16 protein-coding genes are annotated in these 25569 nt (G+C 50.2%); 9 read left to right on the top strand and 7 right to left on the bottom strand.

What is annotated here, in order from left to right; translation table 11 throughout:
- The first annotated feature begins 45 nt into the window (after positions 1–45).
- From QWI17_RS07950 to QWI17_RS07935, 4 genes are all read left to right on the top strand, one after another.
- Positions 46–4848 carry an NAD-glutamate dehydrogenase gene (locus QWI17_RS07950; protein WP_302721982.1) on the top strand — a complete coding sequence of 1601 codons (4803 nt, stop codon included), beginning with the start codon at positions 46–48 and terminating at the stop codon, positions 4846–4848.
- 30 nt (positions 4849–4878) lie between these two features.
- Positions 4879–6336 carry an NAD-dependent succinate-semialdehyde dehydrogenase gene (locus QWI17_RS07945; protein ID WP_302721981.1) on the top strand — a complete coding sequence of 486 codons (1458 nt, stop codon included), beginning with the start codon at positions 4879–4881 and terminating at the stop codon, positions 6334–6336.
- Between the two features lie 63 nt (positions 6337–6399).
- A complete protein-coding gene (locus QWI17_RS07940; RefSeq protein ID WP_302721980.1) occupies positions 6400–6624 on the top strand; it encodes a DUF2835 domain-containing protein in 225 nt (74 codons plus the stop codon).
- 57 nt (positions 6625–6681) lie between these two features.
- The gene (locus tag QWI17_RS07935; RefSeq protein ID WP_302721979.1) at positions 6682–7701 is read left to right on the top strand and encodes a quinone-dependent dihydroorotate dehydrogenase; all 1020 of its coding nucleotides are present in this window, start codon (positions 6682–6684) and stop codon (positions 7699–7701) included.
- Positions 7702–8131: 430 nt separating this feature from the next.
- On the opposite strand, the gene rmf is transcribed toward QWI17_RS07935, so the two are convergent.
- Entirely contained in the window at positions 8132–8353 is a 222-nt protein-coding gene (gene rmf / locus QWI17_RS07930) for a ribosome modulation factor (protein WP_302722041.1), read from the bottom strand.
- 441 nt (positions 8354–8794) lie between these two features.
- On the opposite strand from rmf, the gene rlmKL reads away from it, so the two are divergent.
- Positions 8795–11023 carry a bifunctional 23S rRNA (guanine(2069)-N(7))-methyltransferase RlmK/23S rRNA (guanine(2445)-N(2))-methyltransferase RlmL gene (gene rlmKL, locus QWI17_RS07925; RefSeq protein WP_302721978.1) on the top strand — a complete coding sequence of 743 codons (2229 nt, stop codon included), beginning with the start codon at positions 8795–8797 and terminating at the stop codon, positions 11021–11023.
- A 302-nt stretch (positions 11024–11325) separates the two neighbouring features.
- On the opposite strand, the gene QWI17_RS07920 is transcribed toward rlmKL, so the two are convergent.
- Positions 11326–13155 carry an ABC transporter ATP-binding protein gene (locus QWI17_RS07920; RefSeq protein WP_302721977.1) on the bottom strand — a complete coding sequence of 610 codons (1830 nt, stop codon included), beginning with the start codon at positions 13153–13155 and terminating at the stop codon, positions 11326–11328.
- A gap of 164 nt (positions 13156–13319) precedes the next feature.
- Between QWI17_RS07920 and QWI17_RS07915 the strand changes: the two genes are divergently transcribed.
- Positions 13320–13709: a hypothetical protein gene (locus QWI17_RS07915; protein ID WP_302721976.1), complete on the top strand. Its 390-nt coding sequence runs from the start codon at positions 13320–13322 to the stop codon at positions 13707–13709.
- A 31-nt stretch (positions 13710–13740) separates the two neighbouring features.
- Positions 13741–14271 carry a hypothetical protein gene (locus QWI17_RS07910; protein WP_302721975.1) on the top strand — a complete coding sequence of 177 codons (531 nt, stop codon included), beginning with the start codon at positions 13741–13743 and terminating at the stop codon, positions 14269–14271.
- Positions 14272–14353: 82 nt separating this feature from the next.
- Here the strand turns inward: QWI17_RS07910 and QWI17_RS07905 are convergent, their stop codons facing one another.
- Both QWI17_RS07905 and QWI17_RS07900 read right to left on the bottom strand, forming a co-directional pair.
- The gene (locus QWI17_RS07905) at positions 14354–15208 is read right to left on the bottom strand and encodes a pirin family protein (RefSeq protein WP_302721974.1); all 855 of its coding nucleotides are present in this window, start codon (positions 15206–15208) and stop codon (positions 14354–14356) included.
- Between the two features lie 32 nt (positions 15209–15240).
- Positions 15241–15846, bottom strand: a complete 606-nt coding sequence (locus QWI17_RS07900; RefSeq protein WP_302721973.1) for an FMN-dependent NADH-azoreductase — start codon at positions 15844–15846, stop codon at positions 15241–15243.
- A 120-nt stretch (positions 15847–15966) separates the two neighbouring features.
- Here QWI17_RS07900 and QWI17_RS07895 point away from each other — a divergent pair, with 120 nt between their 5' ends.
- Both QWI17_RS07895 and uvrB read left to right on the top strand, forming a co-directional pair.
- Positions 15967–16857: a LysR family transcriptional regulator gene (locus QWI17_RS07895; RefSeq protein ID WP_302721972.1), complete on the top strand. Its 891-nt coding sequence runs from the start codon at positions 15967–15969 to the stop codon at positions 16855–16857.
- Between the two features lie 174 nt (positions 16858–17031).
- Positions 17032–19035 (top strand): excinuclease ABC subunit UvrB, encoded by a 2004-nt coding sequence (gene uvrB / locus QWI17_RS07890; protein ID WP_302721971.1) that lies wholly within the window; start codon positions 17032–17034, stop codon positions 19033–19035.
- Positions 19036–19062: 27 nt separating this feature from the next.
- Here uvrB and QWI17_RS07885 read toward each other — a convergent pair whose 3' ends face one another.
- From QWI17_RS07885 to QWI17_RS07875, 3 genes are all read right to left on the bottom strand, one after another.
- The gene (locus tag QWI17_RS07885; protein WP_302721970.1) at positions 19063–21657 is read right to left on the bottom strand and encodes a bifunctional serine/threonine-protein kinase/formylglycine-generating enzyme family protein; all 2595 of its coding nucleotides are present in this window, start codon (positions 21655–21657) and stop codon (positions 19063–19065) included.
- A gap of 8 nt (positions 21658–21665) precedes the next feature.
- On the bottom strand, positions 21666–22502 hold the full coding sequence (locus tag QWI17_RS07880; protein ID WP_302721969.1) for a PP2C family protein-serine/threonine phosphatase: 837 nt from the start codon (positions 22500–22502) through the stop codon (positions 21666–21668).
- Positions 22503–22639: 137 nt separating this feature from the next.
- Positions 22640–25558, bottom strand: coding sequence for an insulinase family protein (locus QWI17_RS07875; protein WP_302721968.1), 2919 nt, complete (start codon positions 25556–25558; stop codon positions 22640–22642).
- Positions 25559–25569: the final 11 nt, after the last annotated feature.

Raw genomic sequence — 25569 nt, 5'->3', positions numbered from 1 at the left:
TAAGATTTTCCTAGTGTTAAGTAGTAAGTGTAACTGGAGCGAGAAATGGAAAAGCCCGTGTTTAAACTGGACGTCGACTACATCGCAGAGCAAGTGGCTGCCGCAGAACCCAGCTCAGACGCCCCGTTGAGTGAAGAGTTTGTCAGGTTATTTTTTCATCACTTCCCCTTTGAGGATTTGGTGGACCGCCCGTTGGGCGACATTGCAGGCTGCCTGCGTTGGCTGTGGGGGATGATTAAGGACAACACTCAACATCTGCCATTAGTGCAGGTCGTCAATCCCGGGGTTGACAGTCTGGGGTGGTCAAGTCCCTTTACGGTCATTGCTGTGCGACAGGCTGATATGCCTTTTTTGGTCGATTCCATTCGTATTGAGCTGGCTAATCGTAATATTCCAATATACAGTATTAAGAGTACGCCTTACCTTCCGGTGCGCAAAGACGGAGATCTGGTTTCCATTGAGGGTATCTCCAAGCGTAATAATCATGCGGAGGCTCTGATCTACATGGAGGTCGGCAGGTTAGGAGACGCGCGCAAGTTGCGGGAAATAAGTCTGGCGCTGACCGAAGTTCTGGAGCAAATCGATAAGGTGGTCACAGGCTTTCCCGCACTAAGGCAAGCCATGCTTGATTGCGCACAGAGGCTAGGCTCGACGAAAAGCAGCGTGGAGTGCATTGATGTCGATGAAGCCAGAGAGTTTCTGAACTGGTTAGCTGACGATCATTTTACGTTTCTTGGTTATTCGGAATTTAATCTGGAAAGTCGTCAGGGAAAAGAAGTCTTGGTCGAAAACAGAGACAAGCGGCTGGGATTGTTTGACAGCGGTGGAAAAATCAAAATAAAAGTGCTCGATGATGCGCATCCAGGGGTCGCCCGGTTTTATTTGTCACCATCGTCAGTCGCCTTTTCGAAGTCGCCTCAGCGCTCCAGAATTCACCGCAGTGCATACCCCGACTATGTTGTGGTGAAACGATATGATGATGCAGGTAAAGTTATTGGGGAGTGTCGATTTTTAGGTCTTTATACGTCATCGGTGTACAGTGAATCGCCAGCGAGTATTCCTCTGATTCGCGAAAAGGTCGCCTACCTGTATGAGAGGATGGGGCTGACGCCCTGGAGCCACGAAGGTAAAGCGATGGAGCAGGTCGTCGAGACCTTTCCGCGCGACGAGCTTTTCCAGTCCAGTGCAGCAGAACTGTATGATGTGGTTCGCGGCATACTAGAGATCAATGAGCGCTATAAAGTTCGGCTGTTCCTGCGCAAAGATCGATTTGGGAAATTTGTAAGTTGTTTGGTATACGTGCCGAGGGAACTGTTTTCGACGCAAGTGCGCCAACGTATGCAGACGTATATCGGCAAGCAGGTGGGTGCGCTGGATGAGGAATTTAATACCTTCTTTTCCGAATCCCTGTTGGCTAGAGTTCATTTCGTTTTCCGGGTTGGTGTCAATGTTCCGTCAGACGTAGAGCCTGTTTTTCTTGAGCGCGAAGTAGAGGCGATGGTGCGAAGCTGGCAAGATAAATTGTTGGTTGAATTGCGTCGCGAGTATGATGAGGAGCAGTCGCGTCACCTTGTGAACTCCTATGCGGATACGTTCGGCCCGGCGTATCAGGAATCCTTTAGTGAAATCGATGCATGCAAGGACATCGCCATTCTGGAGCAAATGAGCAAGACACCACTATGGATGGATATATCTGTAGATCAAACGTCGGGTCGTTTACGCTTAAAGCTTTATAACCTTGCGGAACCCTTAGCGTTGTCAGATATTATCCCGCTGCTTGAAAATTTTGGTTTGCGAGTGCTGTCTGAGTACCCCTACAAGCTGATCAGTAAAAATGATGAGGTAGTTTGGTTGCACGATTTTATACTGCAGCCAGCGATGCTCGATGACCTGCCGAATGACGATGTTCAGGATGCGCTCAAACAGGCATTTTTTGCCATTTGGGAGGGGTATTCAGAAAGTGATATTTTTGGCCGGTTGACGCTATCTGCCGGAATTGGTTGGCGCGATGTGATAACGCTGCGAGCCTACGCTAACTATATGCAACAAATACTGTTTGGGTATTCGTTTGAGTATGTCGCCGAAGCGCTAATCAATCAATCGCATCTTGCGCAAAAGCTTGTCGAACTGTTTCATCTTCGGTTTTCGCCTGAAAAGGCGAATCAAGTTTTAGAATCTCAGTGCATAAAGGATATAGAAGGCGAATTGGAGTCGGTTCAAAGCTTGAGCGAAGATAAAATAATTAGACAGTATTTGAACTTGATGAAGGCAACAGTTCGCACAAACTATTTTAAAGCGGATATTAACGAATATTTAGCCCTGAAGTTAATGCCTCGGTCACTATCTGGCATTCCCGAGCCTAAGCCAATGTTTGAAATGTATGTGTATTCTAACCGCTTCGAAGGTGTGCACCTTCGCGGTGGTAAGGTGGCCCGAGGTGGACTTCGGTGGTCAGATAGACCACAGGACTATCGCACCGAAGTGCTGGGGCTGGTCAAAGCTCAGCAAGTAAAAAATGCCGTCATCGTGCCCAATGGTGCTAAAGGTGGGTTTGTGTGTAAGCAAGCGGCTAACTTGTCGCGGGAGGAGAAGTTTGCCGAAGGTAAACAATGTTACCGCCTGTTTATCGATGCGCTTTTGTCAGTTGCGGATAACGTTGAAAACGATGAGATCGTGTCCCCTGTCCATGTCCTTAGCAAAGACGACAATGATCCGTACCTTGTGGTCGCTGCCGACAAGGGTACGGCAACTTTTTCGGATATTGCCAACGATGTTGCTCTCAAGGCTGGGTTTTGGTTGGGGGATGCTTTCGCGTCCGGCGGTAGTCAGGGTTACGATCATAAAGCCATGGGTATTACGGCAAAAGGTGCCTGGGTTTGTGTGCAAAGGCATTTTAAAGAGCAGGGCATAGATGTACAAAATGATCCGATTACTGTTGTCGGTGTGGGTGATATGGCGGGCGACGTTTTTGGTAATGGCATGCTTTGTTCGGAGTCAATTAAGCTCGTGGCTGCGTTTAATCATCTGCACATATTTATTGACCCGAATCCCGATCAAGCGAAGAGTTTCGCAGAGCGCAAACGCCTGTTCTCTACGCCCGGTGCGCAGTGGAGTGACTACAGCGCCGGTTTGATCAGCCAGGGGGGAGGGGTGTACGAGCGCTCAGCCAAATCTATTACCTTGTCTTCTGAAGCAAAATCTGCCTTAGGTATTAATGAGACCAAACTTGCTCCGGCTGAGCTGATCCACCTTCTGCTTATGGCGCCGGTTGATTTGATTTGGAATGGAGGTATTGGCACTTACGTTAAAGCCAGTACTGAAAATCATGCCCAAGTAGGCGATAAGGCCAATGATATGCTTCGCGTCAATGGCCAAGATTTACGTTGTAAAGTGTTTGGAGAAGGCGGCAACCTCGGCATGACCCAGATGGGGCGCGTAGAATTTTGTTTGAATGGTGGGGCATGTAACACGGACTTTATTGATAACTCGGCAGGAGTCGACTGCTCAGATCACGAGGTGAATGTCAAAATTGCATTATCTCAGTTGGTGAAAAATGAAGAGTTAACCGCTGATCAGCGCAATGCTTTACTGGTGGAAATGACAGACGAAGTATCTGCTGACGTTTTACACAATAACTACCGGCAGTCCCAGGCACTGAGCCTAGCCAGCCGGGATAATCACCTACGTATTGCGGAAACGTTGCGGTTTATTCATTCACTGGAGTCTTCCGGTCGCTTAAATCGAACACTGGAGTTTTTGCCGGATGACGAACAAATTCTTGAACGGCAGGTGCAAGGCACAGGGCTGACCAGGCCAGAGCTTTCCGTTCTTCTGTCCTATGCAAAGGTAGGTTTGAAAGAGGACCTGGCGAAAGAGGAGATCAGTGGCGATGTCGAGCTGTCTGAGCTGTGCTTGCTGGCATTTCCAGAAACAATGCGCGCGCGCTACCCCGATGTTTTGCGCAAGCATGCGTTACGCAAAGAAATAATTGCTACTCAACTGGCAAACGATATTGTAAACACACAGGGCTGTACTTTTGTGCAGCGTATGCAAGACGCTGCCGGCGTCAGTGTGGTTACTGTCGCAAAGGCGTATTATTTGGCAAAGCGAGTCGGGAATATCGCTTCGCTTTGGTCGGCTATCGAGGCCCTTAGTTTTTCAGTCGAAGAAGGTCTTCAGCAAGAATTAATGCAGCATCTTATGCGGCGGGTGCGGAGGATGACGCGGTGGTTTTTGCGAAACAGACGGGGAGAGCTTGATTTGTCCCTCGAGTTAAATCGATTTTGCGAGCCTCTTGAGGATATTCAGCAAGTATTCGCGGAAAATTTAAGTGGTCAAAGTGTGCAAGATTGGCACAGTCATTTGCAGGTGTTCGTCGAGCAGGGCGTGCCGGAACAGCTTTGTCAAAAAGTTGTTTCTCCTGGGTACCTATATTCAGGTTTAGGAGTAGTTGATGTGTCGGTACAGACCGGAGTCTCTGTCATGACCGTGGCAAAGCTATACGCAGGTCTCGTGAACCGCCTGAACTTAAGCGGGTTCGCTGTGCAACTGAGTGATGCCCGCGTTGAAAACTATTGGCAGGCGATGGCTCGCGAGGCGTATATGGATGATCTGGAGTCGCAGGTGCGCAGTATTACTCAATCTTTGAGCGCAGGTCTCGTGTCGAAGACAATAGATGATACGATCGAAACATGGGCGCAAGAGCAGTCACTGCTGCTGAACCGCTGGTTAAGTATGGTGAATCAGGCTCAGACGACGACCACGACCGACTACGCAATGTTTTCGGTTGCGTTGCGAGAACTGCTCGATCTCGCGCAGGTAACCCGCCATGCTCAAGTAACCTCATAGAGATTAACTGTTCGGATTGTCAGGTTTTTTATGCGAAAGATCAATTTGAAAAATCCTACCTTGTGGACTGATAAATGTTTATTGTCTGGTCGCTGGGTTGGCGTGTCAGGTGAAAATACAATTATTGTTCATAACCCCGCCACCGGGGATGTTGTTGGAAGCGTTCCATCATTAGAGCCAGAGCAAGTTGAGGCTGCGTTGATCGGTGCTCAGGCGGGCTTTGAGGATTGGCGTTTGCGTTCTCCAGATGAAAGATCCTCAATTTTGCGCCGTTGGTATGATTTGATGTTGGCTAATAAGGAAGATCTGGCCACGATTATGACCTTAGAGCAGGGAAAGCCACTGGCTGAGGCGCGCGCTGAGGTCGATTATGCGGCTTCGTTTGTCGCATGGTTCTCGGAAGAAGCCCGCCGCTGTCACGGCGAAGTTATACCCGCGCAGCGTCAGCATCAGCAGTTGCTGGCAGTTCCGGAGCCTGTTGGTGTCAGTGTTGCAATCACTCCCTGGAACTTTCCAGCGGCCATGATTACGCGTAAAGCCGGTGCGGCCTTAGCAGCTGGCTGCTCGATGGTTGTTAAACCGTCCGGCTTAACGCCGTTTAGTGCGCTTGCACTCGGTGTGCTCGCACAGCAAGCGGGAGTGCCGAGTGGAGTTTTTAGTGTCATTACTGGGGATTCCTCCATGATAGGTGAGGCCGTAGCCGGTTCTCCACTGGTGAAAAAACTCAGTTTTACCGGCTCAACGGGTGTTGGGCGTAAGCTTATGGCGCAGTGTAGTGCAAACTTGCAAAAGCTTTCACTAGAGCTGGGCGGTAACGCCCCTTTTATCGTCTTTGATGATGCGGATTTGCAAAAAGCCGTAGAGGGCGCCATTGCTTCTAAGTTTCGCAACGCAGGGCAAACGTGTATTTGCCCTAATCGATTTCTAATCCAATCTGGTGTCCATAATAAGTTTGCCGATTTGTTAAGTGAGGCATTGAATAGGTTAAAAATAGGAGATGGGTTCGCTGAAGGTGTACAGCTTTGCTCTTTGATTAACGATAACGCAGTAGCGAAGGTTCGGCAGCACTTCGATGATGCTCTGCAAAAAGGTGGTCAGTGTGTGCTTGGAGAGCGACCAGGATGCTTAGCAGACAACCGGGTTGCGCCGGTCATAGTTACGGGTATTTCAACGGACATGAAGTGCTGGCAGGAAGAAACCTTTGGGCCATTTGTGGCGATCAAGACCTTTGACTCAGAGGCGGAGGCAATCGAGCTTGCAAATAATACGGCATACGGTCTTGCCAGTTATTTCTACAGCACTGACGCCAGTCGGGTGTTGAGAGTGAGTAAGGCCTTGCGCGCTGGCATGGTCGGTGTGAACGAAGGCGCTATTTCCAATGCGATGGCACCGTTTGGGGGTATAGGTCACTCTGGCTTTGGTCGGGAGGGTGGTCGTCAGGGCATAGCCGAATACCAGGCAATCAAGTACATATGCCACAGTCAATGACAGCCTGTTGGCAAAGTATTTTTGATATATTGCCTTTAGATTCGTTACATCAAGGTAATTACGTTGAAAGCGGTTATTGTCGATTTAACCATTGCAGCGGACAAATTTGAGCTTTGGTATCAGGGTAGTGCTGCTAACGTGATAGCGCAGACCATAGATGGCCGTAGAGTTCGCTTTCCCGCCAGCATACTGAGACCCTATGTGAGTCGCACAGGTATAAAGGGACGTTTTCGCATCCTATTCGACGACGAGAATCGCTTTTGCCGTATTGATCGGATCGACCTTTAACGCTATTTTCAGTATCCTTTACGGCTGATTATTTATCTCCCATTGTTGAGCCAATTTATGTATTCAGCCATAAGAAAAGTACTGTTTGCCCTAAACCCTGAATCCTCTCATGAGATCAGTCTTGAATGTCTGGGGGCCGCGCACAGATTGAAAGTGACCGGCTTATTGGCTAAGTCGGTACAAGATAATCCGGTGGAGGTAATGGGTTTGAAGTTTCCCAACCCGGTGGGGTTGGCGGCTGGTCTCGATAAGAACGGTGACTATTTTAACGCGCTGGGCTCGCTGGGGTTTGGGTTCGTAGAAATAGGCACAATCACACCGGTCGCACAGCCGGGTAATCCAAAGCCGCGCCTTTTTCGCTTGGAGGGGCATAATGCCATCATTAACCGCATGGGATTTAATAATAAAGGCGTGGAGCATCTTGTCGAACAGGTTAAAAAACGCACCTACAACGGTATTTTGGGGATTAATATTGGTAAAAATGCTAAAACGCCGGTCGAGAACGCCCTGGAAGATTACCGTATCTGTATGCAAAAGGTGTACTTGTACGCCGATTACATTACCGTCAATGTGTCTTCGCCCAACACTCCTGGGTTGCGTAACCTACAATTTGGCGAAAGTTTAACCGCTCTGTTAAGCGGTATAAAAAAACAACAGAAAGACCTCGCTGAGATGCATGGTAAATACGTGCCGGTTGTGGTGAAAATTGCTCCCGACATGGATGAAAATGCCATCAAGGAGGTAGCTGAAACACTGGTTGCTATAGGTTTGGATGGTGTTATCGCAACCAATACAACCATCGGACGAGAAGGCGTTGAGGCCGATGCGCAGCACGAAGAAGCTGGAGGCTTGAGTGGATCTCCAGTGCGGGATAAAAGCACCCAGGTAATTAAGCAACTTGCCGAGGTTTTACAGGGCCGGCTTCCTATTATCGGCGTGGGTGGAATTGATAGCGGTGCCGCCGCTATGGAAAAAATCGATGCCGGCGCCAGTCTGATACAAGTCTATTCGGGGTTTATCTATCGCGGCCCAAGTCTGGTTAAAGAATGTGCCGATGTGTTAGCAGAGTTGGGATGACGAGCTGAGATACTAACCCCCATGCATGCTCAGCGTAGCCTGAAGTGTGCAGATGTTGTGCCTTGTCTCGACGGACAGGGTGGTTCCCTTTGCTAGAGGCAAGGCGCAGTAGATGTGCGCTTCAGGCCACGCCCTCCGGGGCTTTCAGGCTGGCCCCACTCGTCGTTGCCCTTTTTCGATGAGTGGACACACACGGTCAAAAGGCCACCTAGATTACGAACCAGCCTGAAAGCCTGAGTACGCTTGGGGTTTGTCAACAGCCTGCTAGGCCAGTTAGTAAAAAGCCCGCTGTTAGCGGGCCGGGCCTGCGGGTGGCAGGTCATGGTGTGGTAAAAACTAATACGATACTCGTAAAAATATAACTGTTAACTATTAAACACTTGCAATGAGAAACACCTAAATGTAAAGGCGGTGTTTGCCCACTGTTTGTTTAATGCATACCTCCGTAGGAAAGGTTGCTGAGCTTTTGCACCTGTGCCATTCGATTGAAGCCGTCCCAGTGGTCGGTTCGCGCTTCGCGCCAGCCGCTAAGCCACTGTTCCCGGACTTTACCAGTTTCGTGGGGACATAAACTTCTCGAACGTCCGTCGATACCGGCTTGGTACCCTTTACCATAAGCTCTTTCAGATTGATCACGTTTTTGGCGTTTCATGCTTAGCAATACCTCTATATTGACGTTAACTTGTGCGGTAAGCCAACCGATTTGTAGGTGACTTACCAGCACCACTTTTCACCGAGATTGCGTAAAGCTTTGCCTCCATTGGTTTGTTTGCGATGGTCAGCTTGTGCCAAATTCAGAGCGAACAAAGCCGCAGTTTACCTAGATGTAGGTATCCCGTAGCTGGCCAATGGGCCACTGACTTACTTTTGATAACCCCGCAGAAGGCCGAGTAATTTTTTCCGGCGCACTGTACAATTTGTTTAGCGGGGACATTCAGTACACCAAATTGTAGTGGCTCTGTGAACGAATTTATTCTTATAGCGAGACTGCCTAATAGATCAGCAGGCTCTTAAAATTGATCAATAATTGAGTAGTTTTGCTCTAATATACTGATATTTAAGTATTTATTGAGTTTGCTCGGGTTGTGTAGATATGACAAAGCAATTTTTTGCCACCTGTCCCAAAGGGCTGGAAGGGCTTCTAAAAACTGAAATAGAGTCCTTGGGTGCAGTAGATTGCCGCGAGACGGTAGCGGGTGTGTATTTTGATGGTGAGTTGAGCGATGCTTACCGTGTCTGCTTGTGGAGCCGCCTTGCGAACAAAGTATTGCTTCCTCTTGCATCGGGCACGATTGATAGCGCAGAAGACCTTTACGAGTTGGTATTTACTCTGCCCTGGGAAGATCACTTAAAGTCTGACGGCACTTTGTTGGTTGATTTTAGCGGTCAGAGTAGAACAATACGCAATACCCAGTTTGGCGCTGTAAAAATTAAAGATGCAATTGTCGATAAATTGCGCCAACACAGTGGTTCTCGCCCATCGGTTGATAAAGTACAGCCTGATATACGTGTCAATGCTCGTCTGAGCAAAGGCAAGCTTGTGGTCAGTCTGGACTTGTGTGGAGAAAGCCTGCACCGCCGCGGCTATCGTCAGCAACAAGGTCAGGCGCCTCTGAAAGAAAATCTTGCCGCCGCCATTTTATTGCGAACCGGATGGTGTCAGGACGAAGCGGAGGTGGCACTCATTGATCCTATGTGTGGCTCGGGTACGTTTTTGATTGAGGCGGCGATGATCGCCGCCGATATTGCGCCCGGTCTTACTCGCTCTCGCTATTCATTTGAAAATTGGCTTGGGCACGATGCCGAAGCATGGCAGATGCTTCTCGAAGATGCTCGCTCACGTCGCCTGTCCGGTTTGGCGCGAGCGGATTTGCCGGAAATTCGCGGCTATGACGCGAACCTTCAGGTGATTCGTGCCGCAGAACAAAATATTATTAGAGCAGGGCTGGACGATTGGTTGCGTGTCAGCCGAAAAGAATTGCGTGAACTCAAGCGCCCAACGCATAAAGAGTTGAGCTCCGGACTTGTTGTGACAAATCCACCTTACGGCGAGCGTTTGGGTGAGGTTGAGTCCATGAAAATACTCTATGCACACCTAGGTGAGCGTCTGCGAGTTGAATTTAACGGATGGCGCGCTGGGATATTTACCGGCAATCCAGAGCTCGGTAAAAAGCTGGGTATGCGCTCCTCTCGAAAGTACAAGTTTTTTAATGGCTCCATTGCCAGTGAACTACTTTTGTTTGATATTGCCAGCGAGCAATTTTTTAGAGAAACGTCTAATTCAGATTCTATTGAGTCAGCCGTAAAGACTGAATCAGAGGGCGGCGCTGACGTACAACCATTAAGTAATGGTGCGCAAATGTTGGTCAATCGAATTAAGAAAAACCAGAAAGCATTAAAGCGTTTTTTACAGCGAACTAAAGCGTCCGGTTACCGGCTTTACGATGCTGACATGCCAGAGTATGCCTGTGCCATAGATATCTACGAAGGTGTCAGTCAAAGTACCGGAAAACCGTTGCGGCTTGTTCATGTGCAAGAATACCAGGCACCGAAGTCGGTGGATGAAGACAGGGCTGCTCAGCGATTCCAGGAGGTCCAGGCGGCGGTGCCGGTGGCTTTGGATGTTCCAGTTTCACAGGTGTGTTACAAGCAGCGGCGGCGTAACAAAGGCAGTGACCAGTACGAAAAGCAAACCGACAGGGAAACTGGCGAGTCAATCGTGCTGACCGAAGGGCAGGCGAAGCTGCTTGTCAATCCCTGGCCTTATCTGGATACCGGCATTTTTCTCGATCACAGGCCGTTACGCCTAAAAATTGCGGAGCAGGTACGAGGTAAGCGGTTTTTGAACCTCTTTTGCTATACCGCGACGGCCAGTGTACAGGCCGCTGTTGCAGGTGCCAAATTCACTACCAGCGTTGATATGTCGCAAACTTATCTCAACTGGGCCCGAAGCAACCTGGCCCTTAATGGCTTGTCTGAATCTAAAAACCGTTTGGAACAAGCAGATTGTGTGAAGTGGCTAGAAACGGCTAAAGGTGAGTACGATATTATAATGCTAGATCCACCCACCTTTTCGAACTCCAAACGTATGCTTGATGTACTCGATGTACAGCGCGATCACGTTAAGTTGATTCAGCAGGCTATGGCGTTATTGACGAACGACGGCGTATTGTACTTTTCAAATAACCTGCGCGGCTTCGAAATCGATCAAAGTTTGTTTGCCAGCTTTTCGGTTGAGAATATTACCAAAAGCACGATTGACGAAGACTTTTCTCGCAATAGGAAGATTCATCACTGTTGGGAAATACGACACTGCCTTTAGGTGGTCGGAGGTGAGGCAAGTAGATCGTTTAATATGATAAATCGATGGTTGAATTGGGCCTGGAAGCACAATCCGATTACTCGGGTTGTTTATGCTAAAGCACACTGGGGAATTAAGCTAATAGCGCTTAGTCTAATTTTACTTATTGCCGTCAGCATTCCATTGCTAATTTATAGGGTCTTTCTGCCGCAGGTTTTGGTCCCAAGTTTTTGCTACTATGTATTTTCATTTGGCGCCGTTTTCGCCAATTTGGGGTTTGTAGTAGGGTTGACCGGTCTACTAATTGAGCACTATAGTCGCCATTAACTTTCTCCCAAAAATCCGCCAGATTGATGCTGCCATAACTGTGCATAAATCCCGCCTTTGTTTATAAGCTCGGAATGTGTGCCTTGCTCGGCTATTTTACCTTGCTCTAAAACAATTAGGCGATCAAGTGCTGCAATTGTAGAAAGTCTATGGGCAATCGCAATAACAGTTTTGTCGGCCATTAAGTGCGAAAGATTACTCTGAATTATTGACTCAACCTCCGAGTCAAGCGCTGAGGTGGCTTCATCCAGAATTAAAATTGGGGCATCTTTAAGCAGTACGCGGGCAATGGCTATACGCTGGCGTTGCCCGCCGGATAGTTTAACCCCGCGCTCACCAACATGGGCGTCGTATCCAGTTCGCCCCTCGCTGTCTTGCAGGCCCAGGATGAACTCGTGTGCCTGCGCTTTTTGCGCTGCCGCTAGCATTTCCTGTTCGGTTGCTTTTGGCCTGCCATACAGCAAGTTGTCTCGTATCGATCGGTGTAGGAGGGAGGTGTCTTGAGTGACCATGCCAATGTGTTGACGCAGGCTCTGTTGCGTGACCTCACAAATATTTTGTTGGTCAATCGTAAGTTTGCCGTTTTCTATATCGTAGAAGCGCAGCAGTAAATTTACCAAAGTGGATTTTCCTGCGCCGGAACGACCCACTAAGCCAATTTTTTCCCCGGGTTTAATATGCAATGAGAAGTTATCTATAACATTTTTCTCTTTGCCATAGTCAAAAGACACCTTATGAAAGTCAATTTCGCCACGGGCAACGCTCAGTGGTTCTGCTCCTGCTGCATCGGTAACACTAAGTGTTTTTGATAAGGTATTGGCTCCGTCTTGGGCGGTACCGATGTTCTCAAAGAGTGCGGAGATCTCCCACATAATCCATTGCGACATACCGTTAATGCGAAGCACCATGGCGAGAGCTGCTGCGATTGCTCCGGTACTGATAGCCCCCTGTATCCACAGCAAGATGCCCAAAGAAGCAAGTGAGAATATTAATATTGCATTGAGTGTCCACACCGAAATGTTGAGTGCGGTTGCCAGACGCATTTGCGGGTGAACAGTTTTGAGGAATTGATCCATTCCATCGCGTGCATAATTCTCTTCGCGTCCGGCGTGAGAGAAGAGCTTTACTGTGTGAATATTGGTATAAGTGTCGACAATCCGGCCCGTCATTTCAGCTCGCGCGTCTGCTTGTCTGGAGGATATACTGCGAAGTTTAGGTAAAAAATAGCTGAGAATAGCAACGTAGCCCGCTACCCAAAAGAGCATAGGAACCGCCAGGCGTGCATCCAGCGTCGCCATCAGCACAATCATGCTGCCAAAGTACACGCAAATATAGACGGCCACATCAAGCAATTTCATAACGGTTTCGCGTACCGCTAGCGAAGTCTGCATTAAGCGGGTTGCTAGCCGACCTGAAAATTCGTCCTGAAAAAAGCCCACGCTTTGCTGAAGCAGGTAACGGTGAGCCTTCCAGCGTATTGCCATTGGAAAGTTGCCCAACATAGTTTGGTGTATCAGCATTGAATGAACGGCAATTATAACGGGCAGCCCTACCAATAGCATGAGGCCGATGGCCATTAATTTTGTGCCGTGATCCAGCCACAAGCGATCAGGCGTGGTAGCGTTAAGCCAGTCGACGAGGCTACCCAAAGCGCCAAACAACGTAACCTCGACTATTGCGATTGTGGCGGATATTAACGCCATCAGCAGCAAATAGCGTTTCGCACCTTTCGCGTAGTAAAGGCAAAAGGCCAGCAATGTGGCAGGGGGTTGCTCTACACCTTCGTTTGGGAAGGGTTTGAGAAGTCGTTCGAAAAAGCTGAACATGGGCTTTCGTTAACCTTTTAACCTGTCTATAGTAGCCGAGCGATAGGCTCGACGAGCGTTGAGTTTTCCGGGCTGCGCCGTACGGCAGGCAGGCAAAACAAACGACTCAGCTAGTGAAGTGGGCAAAGATTGTAGCAAATTCAAACAATGGCATGTGTTAAACAATGAAAAAATGGTTATTGATGTACGGTGTAGGTAGTGCTGCTGCCCTCATTGCGGCGGTATTGCATTGGGTGCTCGCCCGCTATGGATTTAGCTACGAACTAGGTGCGGATTTTGCTCCCTCGATTGGCGCCAGGGGTTTGTACCCCAAGTTGGTTTGGGGCGGTGTAGCGGGGTGGCTACTGTTACTGCCTTTAGCCGCAGGTCGGTGGTTGATGCGGTCGGTTATTATTGCGTTAGTGCCTACTTTGGTGCAGCTTTTGATCATTTATCCGGTAATGACTGGGTATGGATTCGCCGGTTTATCACTTGGTATTGTAACGCCACTGATTGTGTTTTCCGTGTTTTGGTGTTGGGCGTTAATCGCCGTAGCCATATCGCGCTTAATTTGAATACGAACATTTTTTGATTAGGAGTCATGTTATGAAGTTCAGTCTGTTATGGGTAAAAGGGATGACCATTGTGGTTTTGGCATTGCTGTCGAGTATTGTTATGGCGGAACGAGAACTTAACGCAGGTGACGTTGACGCCTGGTTGGCGACTACCGAACAGTTGATGCCGATGCAGGATGTTTTCGAGAAAATGGGGCAAGGCTCGACAATCGCTGATGAGTACACAGAGGAAGAGTTCAAAGCGTTGAGTATAGAAAAGCAGGATGAGGTCATGGATGACATGCTTAAAGAGCAGGGCGCCTACGATCAAATCTACGCTGTACTAAACGAATATGAATGGCCGAGTGCCGGCGAATATATGCGGGTAAGTTCGCGAATTGGCATGGCAATAGCTGCACGCATGCGCGACCAAATGATGAAAAGTTTACCGGCTGAGCAACGCCAAATGATGGAGGAAATGTCTGGGCCGGTGAATGCTAACCCCGCCGACGTAGCCTTAGTTGAAAGTAACTGGGATAAAGTGTCCCAGTTTATGGGTAAATACATGCAAGCGCCTAAGTAGGTCTGGAGCCCGATGCGGCCCTCACCTCCATGGTTGATGGCCGCGTCTGTTTCACCGCTGCTTGAAAATTTCCGCGCAAGTTTTAGGCGGTAAGCTGACCACTACGATAGTCATTAATAGCCTGCTCGATCTCATCTGCAGTGTTCATAACAAATGGACCATATTGCGCAATAGGCTCGCCAATCGGTTTGCCACCAATAACCAGCAGCCTCGCTTCTGACTCTGCTTTTATGTCGAGTAATTCTCCATCACTGAGTACGCCGGCTTGCGAGTTCTCTAACCGGCGTGGTTCATCCCCTACCCAAATGCTGCCTTGATACGGGTACACAAAAAGTTGGTGCCCCAGTGGCACATGGAAGCGTTCCTGTTTGCCCGCCGGTAGCGATATATCCCAGTACAAGGGCTCGGTGGAAACTCCGTTAATGGCGCTCATAGTTTTTATACCGGCACGCTCCACACTGCCGGCGATTACTTTGATGTACCCCCCGCTGCTTAATGCCACACCTGGGATATCCTGCGCGGCAATATCGCGATAGGCGGCAGGTTTTAATTTTTCTGCTGCTGGTAAATTGATCCAGAGCTGAAAGCCTCGCATTCTCCCTTCGAGTTGTTGTGGCATCTCAGAGTGGATGATACCGCGCCCTGCTGTCATCCACTGTACATCGCCGGAGCGCAAATCGCCTCGGTTGCCCATATGGTCTTCGTGCAGCATGTGACCGTCCAGCATATAGGTCACCGTTTCGAATCCACGGTGAGGATGCGATGGAAAGCCCGCTATATAATCTGATGCTTCTTCTGAATTAAATTCATCCAGCATTAAAATTGGATCGAGCCTCGCGCCTGCAGATTGGCCAAGGCTACGTTTTATCTTAACGCCGGCGCCGTCGCTGGTAGCAACTGCGGGAATGACTTGGCGTAACTGCCGGTTACTTGTCATAGTTTTCTCCTGACGTTGCGACGCCCCTCAGGTTATGCCGCTACCGCTTTGGTGATTTGATCCTGCGCTTTATTGAGTGCCAATTCGCGTTCGTCGCCGCCGGTGGCCAAGCCCTCAGCATAGATGAAATTGACATCGTGCAGACCGATAAAACCTAAAAATGCATTCATGTAGCCTGTTTGTGAGTCGGCCTGAGTGCCTGCATAGTGACCGCCGCGCGCCGCAAGAATGTGTACCGGCTTATCTTCAATTAACCCTACTGGTCCTTCGGAAGTGTAGCGAAAGGTAATGCCTGATCGGGCAATATGGTCAAAGTAGGCTTTTAAAGTCGAGGGAATGCCAAAGTTGTACATAGGCAAGCCAATAGAGACAACCGTTGCTGATTTAATTTCGTTGATTAGCTCATCAGAAAAATCGACGATGGCTTGCTCCCTCGGCGTGCGTTTGTCGGGACTGGTCAAAAACGCATTAAAACGTTCACCGTCGAGGTGTGGCACAGGCGTGGTCGACAAGTCTCTTTCAATAATCCGGCCGTCGGGGTTTTCGGCCAGCCACTTGTTGGCGAACTGGTTGCTAAGAAATGACGACTGCCCGTTGTCGCCGTTTAGGCTGCTTTTGATTTGTAGCAGGGTTTTCATGGCTCTTCTCCTAAGGTGTTTGTCTATGGGTCTATTTAAATATCTGGCAATCAGATAATAAATCCCCTAAATTAGCTCTAATTGATCGAAAATATCGAATTCTCGGGTCGGAATATGCTTATGGGGAAGGAAATCAAGGTTACGTTGGATCAGTGGCGAGCGTTGATTGCGGTGATTGAGCACGGTGGTTATGCGAAAGCGGCGGAGGCTTTGGGAAAGAGTCAATCTACGGTTTCCTATGCTGTCAGTCAGTTAGAACAGGCTCTTAACGTTGCGGTATTTAGGCTTGAAGGAAGAAAGGCCAACGCGACGGCTGCGGGTAAAGCGCTGTATCAAAGAGCTAAGCACCTATTGGCTGAGGCTGGGTCTTTGGAGGGGGCCGCGCAAAGACTGGGGGACAAAATTGAACCGGAAATTGGTCTTGCCGCCGATTTGTTGGTGCCGTCCATGCAGTGGTTGCAATGTCTCGATGAATTTGCCAAGGCTTTCCCGGCTACCCGGGTAGACGTTTTGGAATCCGCATTGAGCGGCACCGAAGATGCTCTGGTGCAAAAACAAGTTGATTTGGCCATTACGGCCCGTGTTCCCGCAGGTTTTATGGGCGACTATCTATGCTCTGTTTCCATGTTTGGCGTCGCGGCTCCCCAGCATCCACTGCACCATCTGGGCCGATGCGTGACTCAGGAGGATTTGCGCCATCATCGGCAACTGATAGTTCGGGACACGGGTGTTCACCGCCGCTACAACGCCGGCTGGCTTGAGGCGGAGCAGCGCTGGACGTTCGCTCACCTAACAACCTCCTTGCTCGCGGTAAAGCAAGGGCTTGGTTTTGCCTGGATGCCAGAGGGTTACATTGGGCAAGCCCTGGCTCGCGGTGAACTCAAGCGACTGCCCATTGCCGAGGGCGGAGAGCGTAAAGTGCCGCTCTATCTGGTGTTGTCTGACCAGGATATTGCCGGGCCGGCCACCAGGGCGTTGGCTGAAATATTGCGACGTAACATAAGGGACTAGCAGCAACTGTGTGCAGATCGGGGGAGCCATATAAGCCCATTATAATCTAGAACACAGTTGCTGCTAGATGAGGGCTGCCGGGGTGTTATCGGCAAGTCGGGTTAAAGCCGTCGAGACTGACCCATCGAATGGGCTACAATACACGGTTTGCACGTTATACAAGCTAGGTACGCGATGAGCGAAGAATTTGAAGTAGTCAGCAATTATTCACCCGCGGGGGATCAGCCAACCGCAATTGCTGGGCTAGTTGACGGTATTGAGTCTGGCTTGGCGCATCAGACGCTGCTGGGAGTTACAGGCTCTGGTAAAACCTTCTCTATTGCCCATGTAATCGCTCAGACGCAGCGACCCACCTTAGTAATGGCGCACAACAAAACCTTGGCGGCGCAGTTGTACGGTGAGTTTAAAGAGTTCTTTCCGGGTAATTCAGTAGAATATTTTGTCTCTTACTACGATTACTACCAGCCTGAAGCCTACGTGCCGTCGTCCGATACCTTTATCGAGAAAGATGCCTCGGTCAATGAACACATTGAGCAAATGCGCTTGTCGGCGACCAAAGCGCTTATGGAGCGCAAAGACGCCATTGTCGTGGCAACGGTATCGGCCATTTATGGCTTGGGTGATCCTGACTCTTACTTAAAAATGATTTTGCACCTAGTGCGGGGCGATAGAATCGACCAGCGCAAAATATTGCGCCGCCTTGCCGAGCTGCAGTACACCCGCAATGACGCCGACTTTCACCGGGCGACCTACCGTGTACGCGGCGATGTTATCGATGTATTTCCCGCCGACTCGGAATTCGAGGCTGTTCGCATTGAGCTGTTTGACGATGAAATTGAACAGTTATCCATTTTTGACCCCCTGACAGGAGAAGTGCTTAACAAGGTCCCGCGGATGACCATTTACCCCAAATCGCACTATGTCACCCCCAGAGAAAAGATTCTGGAAGCCATTGACCACATCAAAGTGGAGTTGGAGGAGCGCCTTAAACAACTGCGCGATAATGAAAAACTGGTAGAAGCGCAGCGGCTAGAGCAGCGCACCCGCTACGATTTAGAAATGATGCAGGAGCTTGGCTACTGCAATGGCATTGAAAACTATTCGCGATACCTCTCAGGTCGCGACCCTGGCGAAGCACCGCCAACCTTATTCGATTATTTGCCCGCCGAAGCGCTGCTGGTTATTGACGAGTCTCACGTAACGATTCCGCAAATTGGCGCTATGTACAAAGGAGACCGGTCGCGCAAAGAAACATTGGTGGAGTACGGTTTTCGGTTGCCTTCAGCGCTCGACAACCGACCTATGCGTTTTGATGAGTGGGAGCGCCGCGCCCCGCAAATGATTTTTGTATCGGCCACGCCAGGCCCCTATGAGCACGAGCATGCAGGGCAGGTGGTGGAGCAGGTGGTTCGGCCTACTGGGCTGGTGGATCCTGAGATTGAAATTCGTCCTGCCTCAACGCAAGTGGACGATGTGTTGTCGGAAATACATAAGCGGGTTGAGGTAGAAGAAAGAATTCTTATCACGGTGCTCACCAAACGTATGGCGGAAGATCTAACAGATTTTCTGTCAGAGCAGGGGGTCCGTGTACGCTATTTGCACTCTGATATCGATACGGTAGAGCGTGTCGAAATTATTCGTGATTTACGCTTGGGTGAATTTGATGTGCTGGTGGGTATTAACCTATTGCGTGAAGGGCTGGATATGCCTGAGGTTTCCTTAGTCGCCATTTTTGACGCGGATAAGGAAGGTTTTTTGCGTTCTGAACGCTCTTTGATTCAGACCATTGGGCGGGCTGCACGTAACGTAAACGGTAGGGCGATTTTATACGCAGATCGCATGACAGGCTCTATGGAGCGCGCCATAGATGAAACCGAGCGTCGCCGAATCAAGCAAGTAGAGCATAACGAAAAACACGGTATTACGCCTAAGGGCATAAAGAAAAATATTGCGGATATCCTGGAGGGCGCACAAGTTCCAGGCGCCGGTGGTCGCTCTAAGCGCAAGGGAGCGCGCAGCAACGATGTCGATGTCATTGAGCTGCCTATTGGTGGCGATGTGTTTAAGCAGGTTGAACTATTGGAAACTGAAATGATGAAGGCAGCGAAAGATCTTGAGTTTGAAAAAGCCGCCGCTATTCGCGATCAAATTAACCGTTTAAAGCAAACAGCGATTTAGTTCTATTCAAAATAGCGGCTGACTGATTTAGTTTAGTTCGCGTACTAATCGTATGCCTACATCTTCATGAAGGGTATGCTGTGGTTGATAGCGACGCTGGAAGGCCGTTATTTCTTCTGCGTTGTCTTTCATTGACCCGCCCCGGATTACGCGGGCAGGGCAGTTTTCCTGATCGTATGCTTGGCCGGAATTTGACGCGCCTTGGTAGTTGTCTTTGTAGCAGTCAGCGGTCCATTCTGCGACGTTGCCGGCGAGGTCATGCACGCCTAATGGGCTGGCGGTGAAGCTCCCCACCGGTGCGGTTTGGCTTTTGAATATCCCTGTGAAATCACTGTCACAATGGCGCCGGCAGTTCGCTTTTTTACTGGCACTGCGAACGTCGTTACCCCACCAAAAAGCGTTGTTACTTGCAGACTTGGCAACGTACTCCCATTCGGCCTCGGTCGGAATTCGGTATGTTGCTCCGGTCTGTTGACTCAACCAGCGCGCGTACTCCGAGGCTTCTTCCCAGCTTACATTAATAACCGGCCGGTCACCCCGGCCCCATTTGTTGTCTCCCGGCAGGGGGAGGGACTCGCGTTGTGCAAATTTCTCGTACTGCGCAAAAGTAACCTCGTGCTTACTCATGGCAAACGGTTTATTGAAAGTCACGTCGGTATAGGGCTGGCTGTTTGCATCGGGGCCGCCTAGCTTAAAAGAGCCTGCTGGTATTACGACCATAAGTGGAGCTTCTCCTCCCGCGCTGAGGCGGTCGGAAAACTCGCTACCGTCGTTACGCTGGGGGCTCAGTGCAATTCGGTGCACTAAATCTGCATCTTCTAGCGAAACCCACTTTAAGTATTTTTTATACCCTGGAGCGGATGCCTCTATATGGTAGCGTCCCGGTGCGAGCGTTATTCCGTCTCTATACTTTTCTTTAATGTTCATAATACGAACGCGTGCGGTGACAGGCTCGGTAACGACAGACAGTGCGTATAGAGTTGGTTTGCTTGGGGGCGAGACCTTCTCCCTTGGTGTTTGTGCTTCCGGCGCCCTGACTGAAGCACTGGCATTGCTGGACTCGCTGGCGGCTTGGGTTATAGCCTCGCTCGAGTCGGCGCGCTCCTGTGGAGCGGTATCTGTATGCTCTGTACTCAAGCTCTGTTGCGCAAGCGCGGTCGAACTTACCGTATCTGGGGCCGGTACATTGTCGGCGGCGGTCGCAGCAACGGTTGCCGTCGTCTGAGACTCGGTCATGCTTGTCAGCGTTTTGGGGGCACTCGTCGCGTCAATTTTAGGCGAGTTAGTTTCTGGCTCACCGGCTTGTTGTTGCGCGGTATTTGGTACGGCGTTATGCCGCTCAATGTCTCGCGACAGGGGTTCGACGCCCTCGGGTGTGTCCACGACCGCCGAGCTACTGAGTGATGAACTTGCAGATGACAGGTCTGCCGATATTTCCGTTTTCTTTACCGCTGCAGGGTCAGATGACTGTAAAAACAGCAGCAATAAGGCCAGCACAAACACCAAACTTGCACCTGTCAGTATCATGCGATAGTTGGCGGGAATTTGTTGCCAGTTGTAGAGCCAGCCACCGCCGTTAATTTGTCGATTAACTCGTGTCGCGACCAGAGTATTTTGCTGAGTAAGTTGCTCGCTAAGATCGTGTTTACTCGAAGTCTCGCGATAAACTCCACGTTCTTTAGAGTAGCGTAGCGAGCGAAGATACTGCCAGCTTTGAGCCGACTTTTCCCTAATAACTGATCGGGTTTTGCGCAACAGGACATTAAAAAGACTCACAAATTGCCGGCTTAGGCTATTACCGCTCGAGAGGTAGTCGTCGCCTTGCTCGCGCATTTGCAGTTGCAGTAATTCAATGTCACTGACTAATTCACGACCACTTTGATAACGCTTGCTGGCTTCTTTATCGAGCAGTCTATCTAAAATAGGCTGAAAGCGAATGTATTGCGCGGGTAGGGTAGGCAGTGGCGAAGCCAGGTGTTTTAACGCGATCGCGACCGCCTCTTCACCTTGGTAGGGTAAAGAACCGGTAAGCATTTCGTAGAACACAATGCCTAAACTGTACAGATCTGAGCGGCCATCCAGGGTTTTTCCGCGAGTTTGCTCTGGGCTCATATAGTGGGGGGTGCCCACCACAGTGCCGGCATGAGTTGCCCGTGATCCGATCGCTTGTGCCCGGGCGACGCCAAAGTCGGTTAATACTGCAGAGCCGTCGTCACGGAACAGAATGTTTTCCGGTTTTATGTCCCGGTGTATGTAGCCCCTTTCGTGAGCGTGATCGAGCGCGGAGCCAATCTCTTTAAGTATTTTTAAGGCTTGAGGGGCATCAATGCCCTCGAGCATCATGTCGTGTATTGAACCGCCGGGAAGGTAATCCATGGCGATGTAGTTAAAGTTTTCGTGACGCCCTATGTCATAAATTGACACAATGTGCGGATGCGATAGTTGCCCTACAATATTCGCTTCGCGCTGAAATCTTTCGCTGTAACTCGGGTCACTATTGAGGGCGGGCGACATGACCTTAAGAGCTACAACACGCCCAACACTCTCCTGTATAGCCAAGTACACAGTGGACATACCACCGTGGTTAATTTTTCTTATAAATCGATAGCCGGGGATGTGCATAGGATGGCTTAGTTAAATATCCAATAAAGTAGGGCGACCAATAGCAGCACCGCAGATGCGTATATGGCCGCATCGACTTTTCGGCTGTGAGTGAACACCGGAATCCACTGTGATAACGTCGGCAGTAGAGGTCTTGCGGCGGTGGGAGCTGCAATGACTTGAACGGTGACATTGTCCCGCCCGCCGGCCTGCAGGGCAGCCCTAACCAGCTCTTTGGTCGCACTTTCTACATCCTGGCACTGCTGGAGTATTCGGCTCATTTCGTTGAATTCGAGTTCATCGGTGAGACCGTCACTGCAAAGAATGATCCACTGTCCGTCTTGCCACGGCTGAGTGAGGGTGTCGACCTTCACCTCTTCCAGCTCTTGTGAGCCCAGACATTGGGTAATAATGTTCTTGTCTGGGTGGGAATGTGCTTCGGCCGGCTCTATCGCGCCGCTCTCAAGTAACATTTGTACGTAGGAGTGGTCGGTGGTGAGCTGTTCCAATTCGCCGCTGGGTAAGAAAGAGTACGCCCTGCTGTCGCCAACCCAGGCGATTTCGAAGCGGTCTCCAAGGTTTTTTAAGGCGACTACGGTAGAGCCCATACCCTCGGCCCCGATACCGTTGTCGGCCGCGGATAACACTTGTTTGTGAGCGCGCTGGATGGTGGCTGGCAGAGAATCACCGCTGTCTTCTCGCAAAGTCGTGCGGACAATATCGCTGGCGACTTCGCCCGCCTCGTGGCCGCCCATACCGTCAGCGACCATCCACAGGTCGTGGCTTGGCAGACTTAGAAAGCAGTCTTCATTGTTGCTACGTTTACGCCCTGGATTGGTCAGAGAGCTCGATTCCAAACCCTGCATGTATGGCTTCCGTCCTGATGGTTCTGTTGGCCAGTACGCCTTAGGGGCGCCAAACCCTGTCGATCCACTGGCCAAAGCGCGAGTGGATATACCATTTTTTTATAGATTAGCATGCCCCAACGCTTTTTTTTGACAGTTTACAGGGTTTTCACTTCTAGCCCTAGCTGCTCAAGCGTCTCCCTTGCCGTTTTGGGTGCAACAACAGCGATACTCGGCTTGGCGTTTTGCAAATAATGTTGGGTAACGCGCTTGAGGTCCTTGTCGGTCACCTCGAGCACCCGGCGCCGAAACTGCTCGCGTTTTTCCCTACTGCGCCCAAACAGTTCTGCCTGAAACGTTTGTTTGGCTTCGCCAGCGGGCGAGGCGGGTTTATCAATGCTACTCACTACCCCGAGTATGGCCTCCTCGATTTCACTGAGCTCGAGCTCGGTGGCTAACAGCCACTCAATTGCGGCATCAAAATCATCCAAGGTCTCAGCAAGTCGCGGGTCTCGGTAGGAATAAAAGCGAAAGGCGCCAATATTATTGTCCTGACTGGCGCCACCGCCATAGGCCCCACCTTGCTCGCGAATAGTTCTGTGGAGGAAACCATTGCGTAAAACTCCGCCCAGAACGGTCAGGGGGGCGGCGTCGGGGTGATCAGACACGACCGTTGGAAACACTTTGGCGCAGAAGTTCACTTGGGTGTTGGTGAGCCAACCCTCCTGAATACGCTCGTTGACGGGCTCAAGTAAGAGTTTTGCGGCACCGGAGTAACTTTCACCTTGCCAATACTGAGCGAGATGCTCCTTGTATTCGGTTAAATAATCCTGCTCGCCCACGAGCAGTAATTGACGGGGGGCTCTGCACAGTAATTCGTGAAGTTCCCGCAAATTGTTGGCAAAAGCTGCCAGCTGATCCTGCGACTGATTGGCGTTATCTAACACAATGGTGCGCTCTATACCGGCCAGGCCGCCCAGCATATGGCTGACCCTGGCCGTGGGAGATATCCCGGCACTGGCGGCTGACATAGCCAGTGCATGACCGTTGCCTGTGACTGATTGCTCGCGGCGCGCCCGATACTGTGAAATTAACTCCTTAATGCGGGAAAGCTCGTCAAACCGGGCGGTCTCAAAGGTGTCGCGCATAAGCTCAACACTGGCCTGGGAGTTTCTGGCCAGGGCTTTGGCGGAGATAATAAGGTAGCCGTCGGTAAACTGGGCGTCTTCGCCATTACTGCGAATGCTCATGCGAGCCGATAGTGAACCTACGGTTTTAGCCTGGCGCTGCTGCGCCGCTAAATAGTCGAGTTCGCCGTGACCAACCTCAGTGAGACACAAACAGTACATGGATAGCGTTTGCAGCTGTTCCGAGGTTAGGTTGGGCAGGCGAATCACCAATTGATGGTAAACTAGGCCATTGGTTCCCGCGCCATAGCAGCGCAGCGGGTAGTTGCCAACCAGCTCTTGACTGCCTGAGCTGTATGCCATGCTTGTAGGGACATCTGATAGCTCTACCTTGGGTAAAATACTCTCGTCGTCCTTTTGTTGCTGGCGTGCATCGAGTGCTTCAGCCTGTTCGATAATTTTTTGGCAGTCAGTATCGGTGAGTGTCGCTTTCAAATCGGCTAACCGAGCGACTTCCGCCTTATGTGCTCGCTCAGCCATATGAGCGTCTGGGCGCAAAGTTAGGGTAGCGCGGTGGGTATTGTCCACCAGTAAGTGTCTTACTCGAGTTTTTACAAAATCGGCAGACTCTACTTTTTTTCTAAGATTTTTAAGGGCGCCCTCTAGGTCCATTTGTGCAATGGTGTCGCCTCTGTGGGTTGCCGCCGTGAGCGCAACCATAATCAGCTGCAGGCCGTAAGGAAAGCCGTCGCCGCCAATTTCTCGCTGTGATAATTCCAGTTGATGTAATGCAGATTCGATATGTTCCCGGGGGACGCCATGTTGTGCAATCTCCTCCAGTGTTTTAAATATTAGGTGCTCGACGTCTGCGGTCGCGCTCTCATCACACCCCTCAAGACCGCACACGAAACTCATTTCGTACTGGCTGTCCTCCAGTCCGCACAGAGGCGAGGGGGCCTGTCCGAGGTCGGACTGCTCTAGCGCTCGCAGTAAGGGAGACGCGCTGTTATCGAGCAACACCATCGACAGCAAGTGCGCCTCAAGTGCGGCGTCCAAGTCGGTGGCTTTTCCCAGTAACCAGCCAATTACAATATGAGTTTTATTTTTTAGCCCTTCACCATCGGCCTCCAGCGGGTAGGCGTCTTCGATCCGCACCGGACTGTGTAGACGTTTTTCTGGCTGAACCTGTATTTTTTTGTCCAGTTTAGAAAAGTGCCGGAGCACTTTTTCTTCAAAGCTGCGTTGATGTTCGCTGGCCGCAATATTACCGAAGGTCATAAACGTCGCATTCGTTGGGTGATAATGCTCTCGGTAAAATGCTTGTAAATCTTCGTAACTTAAGTCCGGAATATGTTCCGGGTCCCCGCCACTGTTATGGTGATAAGTCGAGCTGGGAAACAAGTGACTTGAAAGCTTTTGCCATAATTGCGAGGGCACAGAGCTCATAGCACCTTTCATTTCATTAAAAACCACCCCTTTGAATACCAGTGGCGATTCAGGGTTCCCGGGTTCTTGAAAATCAAGACGGTGGCCTTCTTGTGCGAAGTCGAGAGGATCAAGTGTGGCGAAGAACACCGCGTCGAGGTAGACATCCAGCAGATTGTTAAAGTCTTTTTTGTTTTGACTGGCAAAAGGGTAAGCGGTCCAGTCTGAGCTGGTAAATGCGTTCATAAAAGTGTTGAGTGAACGCCGGGTCATCATAAAAAATGGATCCCGTACCGGAAATCGTTTACTGCCGCACAGTGCCGTATGTTCAAGAATATGAGCCACCCCGGTTGAATCCTCTGGTACCGTGCGCAGCGCCACCAAAAATACATTTTCGTCGTTGTCGCTCGCCAGGTGGATATGTTGAGCCCCTGTAGCGCTGTGGACATACTCTTCAATAGTTAGATTTAGAGCGTCATTGCGCTCGCTGCGAATTAAGTCAAACGCGCTGTGGTGTGTGCTCATAACATTCTCAG

Source organism: Gilvimarinus gilvus, from assembly GCF_030518155.1.
Lineage (GTDB): Bacteria > Pseudomonadota > Gammaproteobacteria > Pseudomonadales > Cellvibrionaceae > Gilvimarinus > Gilvimarinus gilvus.
This window is presented reverse-complemented; position numbering and strand designations above follow the sequence as displayed.

Bases quoted from the DNA above. Each gene is read 5' to 3' on its own strand.
- QWI17_RS07950 (WP_302721982.1), top strand. From the start codon at position 46: ATGGAAAAGCCCGTGTTTAAACTGGACGTCGACTACATCGCAGAGCAA.
- QWI17_RS07945 (WP_302721981.1), top strand. From the start codon at position 4,879: ATGCGAAAGATCAATTTGAAAAATCCTACCTTGTGGACTGATAAATGT.
- QWI17_RS07935 (WP_302721979.1), top strand. From the start codon at position 6,682: ATGTATTCAGCCATAAGAAAAGTACTGTTTGCCCTAAACCCTGAATCC.
- rmf (WP_302722041.1), bottom strand. From the start codon at position 8,353: ATGAAACGCCAAAAACGTGATCAATCTGAAAGAGCTTATGGTAAAGGG.
- rlmKL (WP_302721978.1), top strand. From the start codon at position 8,795: ATGACAAAGCAATTTTTTGCCACCTGTCCCAAAGGGCTGGAAGGGCTT.
- QWI17_RS07920 (WP_302721977.1), bottom strand. From the start codon at position 13,155: ATGTTCAGCTTTTTCGAACGACTTCTCAAACCCTTCCCAAACGAAGGT.
- QWI17_RS07915 (WP_302721976.1), top strand. From the start codon at position 13,320: ATGAAAAAATGGTTATTGATGTACGGTGTAGGTAGTGCTGCTGCCCTC.
- QWI17_RS07910 (WP_302721975.1), top strand. From the start codon at position 13,741: ATGAAGTTCAGTCTGTTATGGGTAAAAGGGATGACCATTGTGGTTTTG.
- QWI17_RS07905 (WP_302721974.1), bottom strand. From the start codon at position 15,208: ATGACAAGTAACCGGCAGTTACGCCAAGTCATTCCCGCAGTTGCTACC.
- QWI17_RS07900 (WP_302721973.1), bottom strand. From the start codon at position 15,846: ATGAAAACCCTGCTACAAATCAAAAGCAGCCTAAACGGCGACAACGGG.
- QWI17_RS07895 (WP_302721972.1), top strand. From the start codon at position 15,967: ATGGGGAAGGAAATCAAGGTTACGTTGGATCAGTGGCGAGCGTTGATT.
- uvrB (WP_302721971.1), top strand. From the start codon at position 17,032: ATGAGCGAAGAATTTGAAGTAGTCAGCAATTATTCACCCGCGGGGGAT.
- QWI17_RS07885 (WP_302721970.1), bottom strand. From the start codon at position 21,657: ATGCACATCCCCGGCTATCGATTTATAAGAAAAATTAACCACGGTGGT.
- QWI17_RS07880 (WP_302721969.1), bottom strand. From the start codon at position 22,502: ATGCAGGGTTTGGAATCGAGCTCTCTGACCAATCCAGGGCGTAAACGT.
- QWI17_RS07875 (WP_302721968.1), bottom strand. From the start codon at position 25,558: ATGAGCACACACCACAGCGCGTTTGACTTAATTCGCAGCGAGCGCAAT.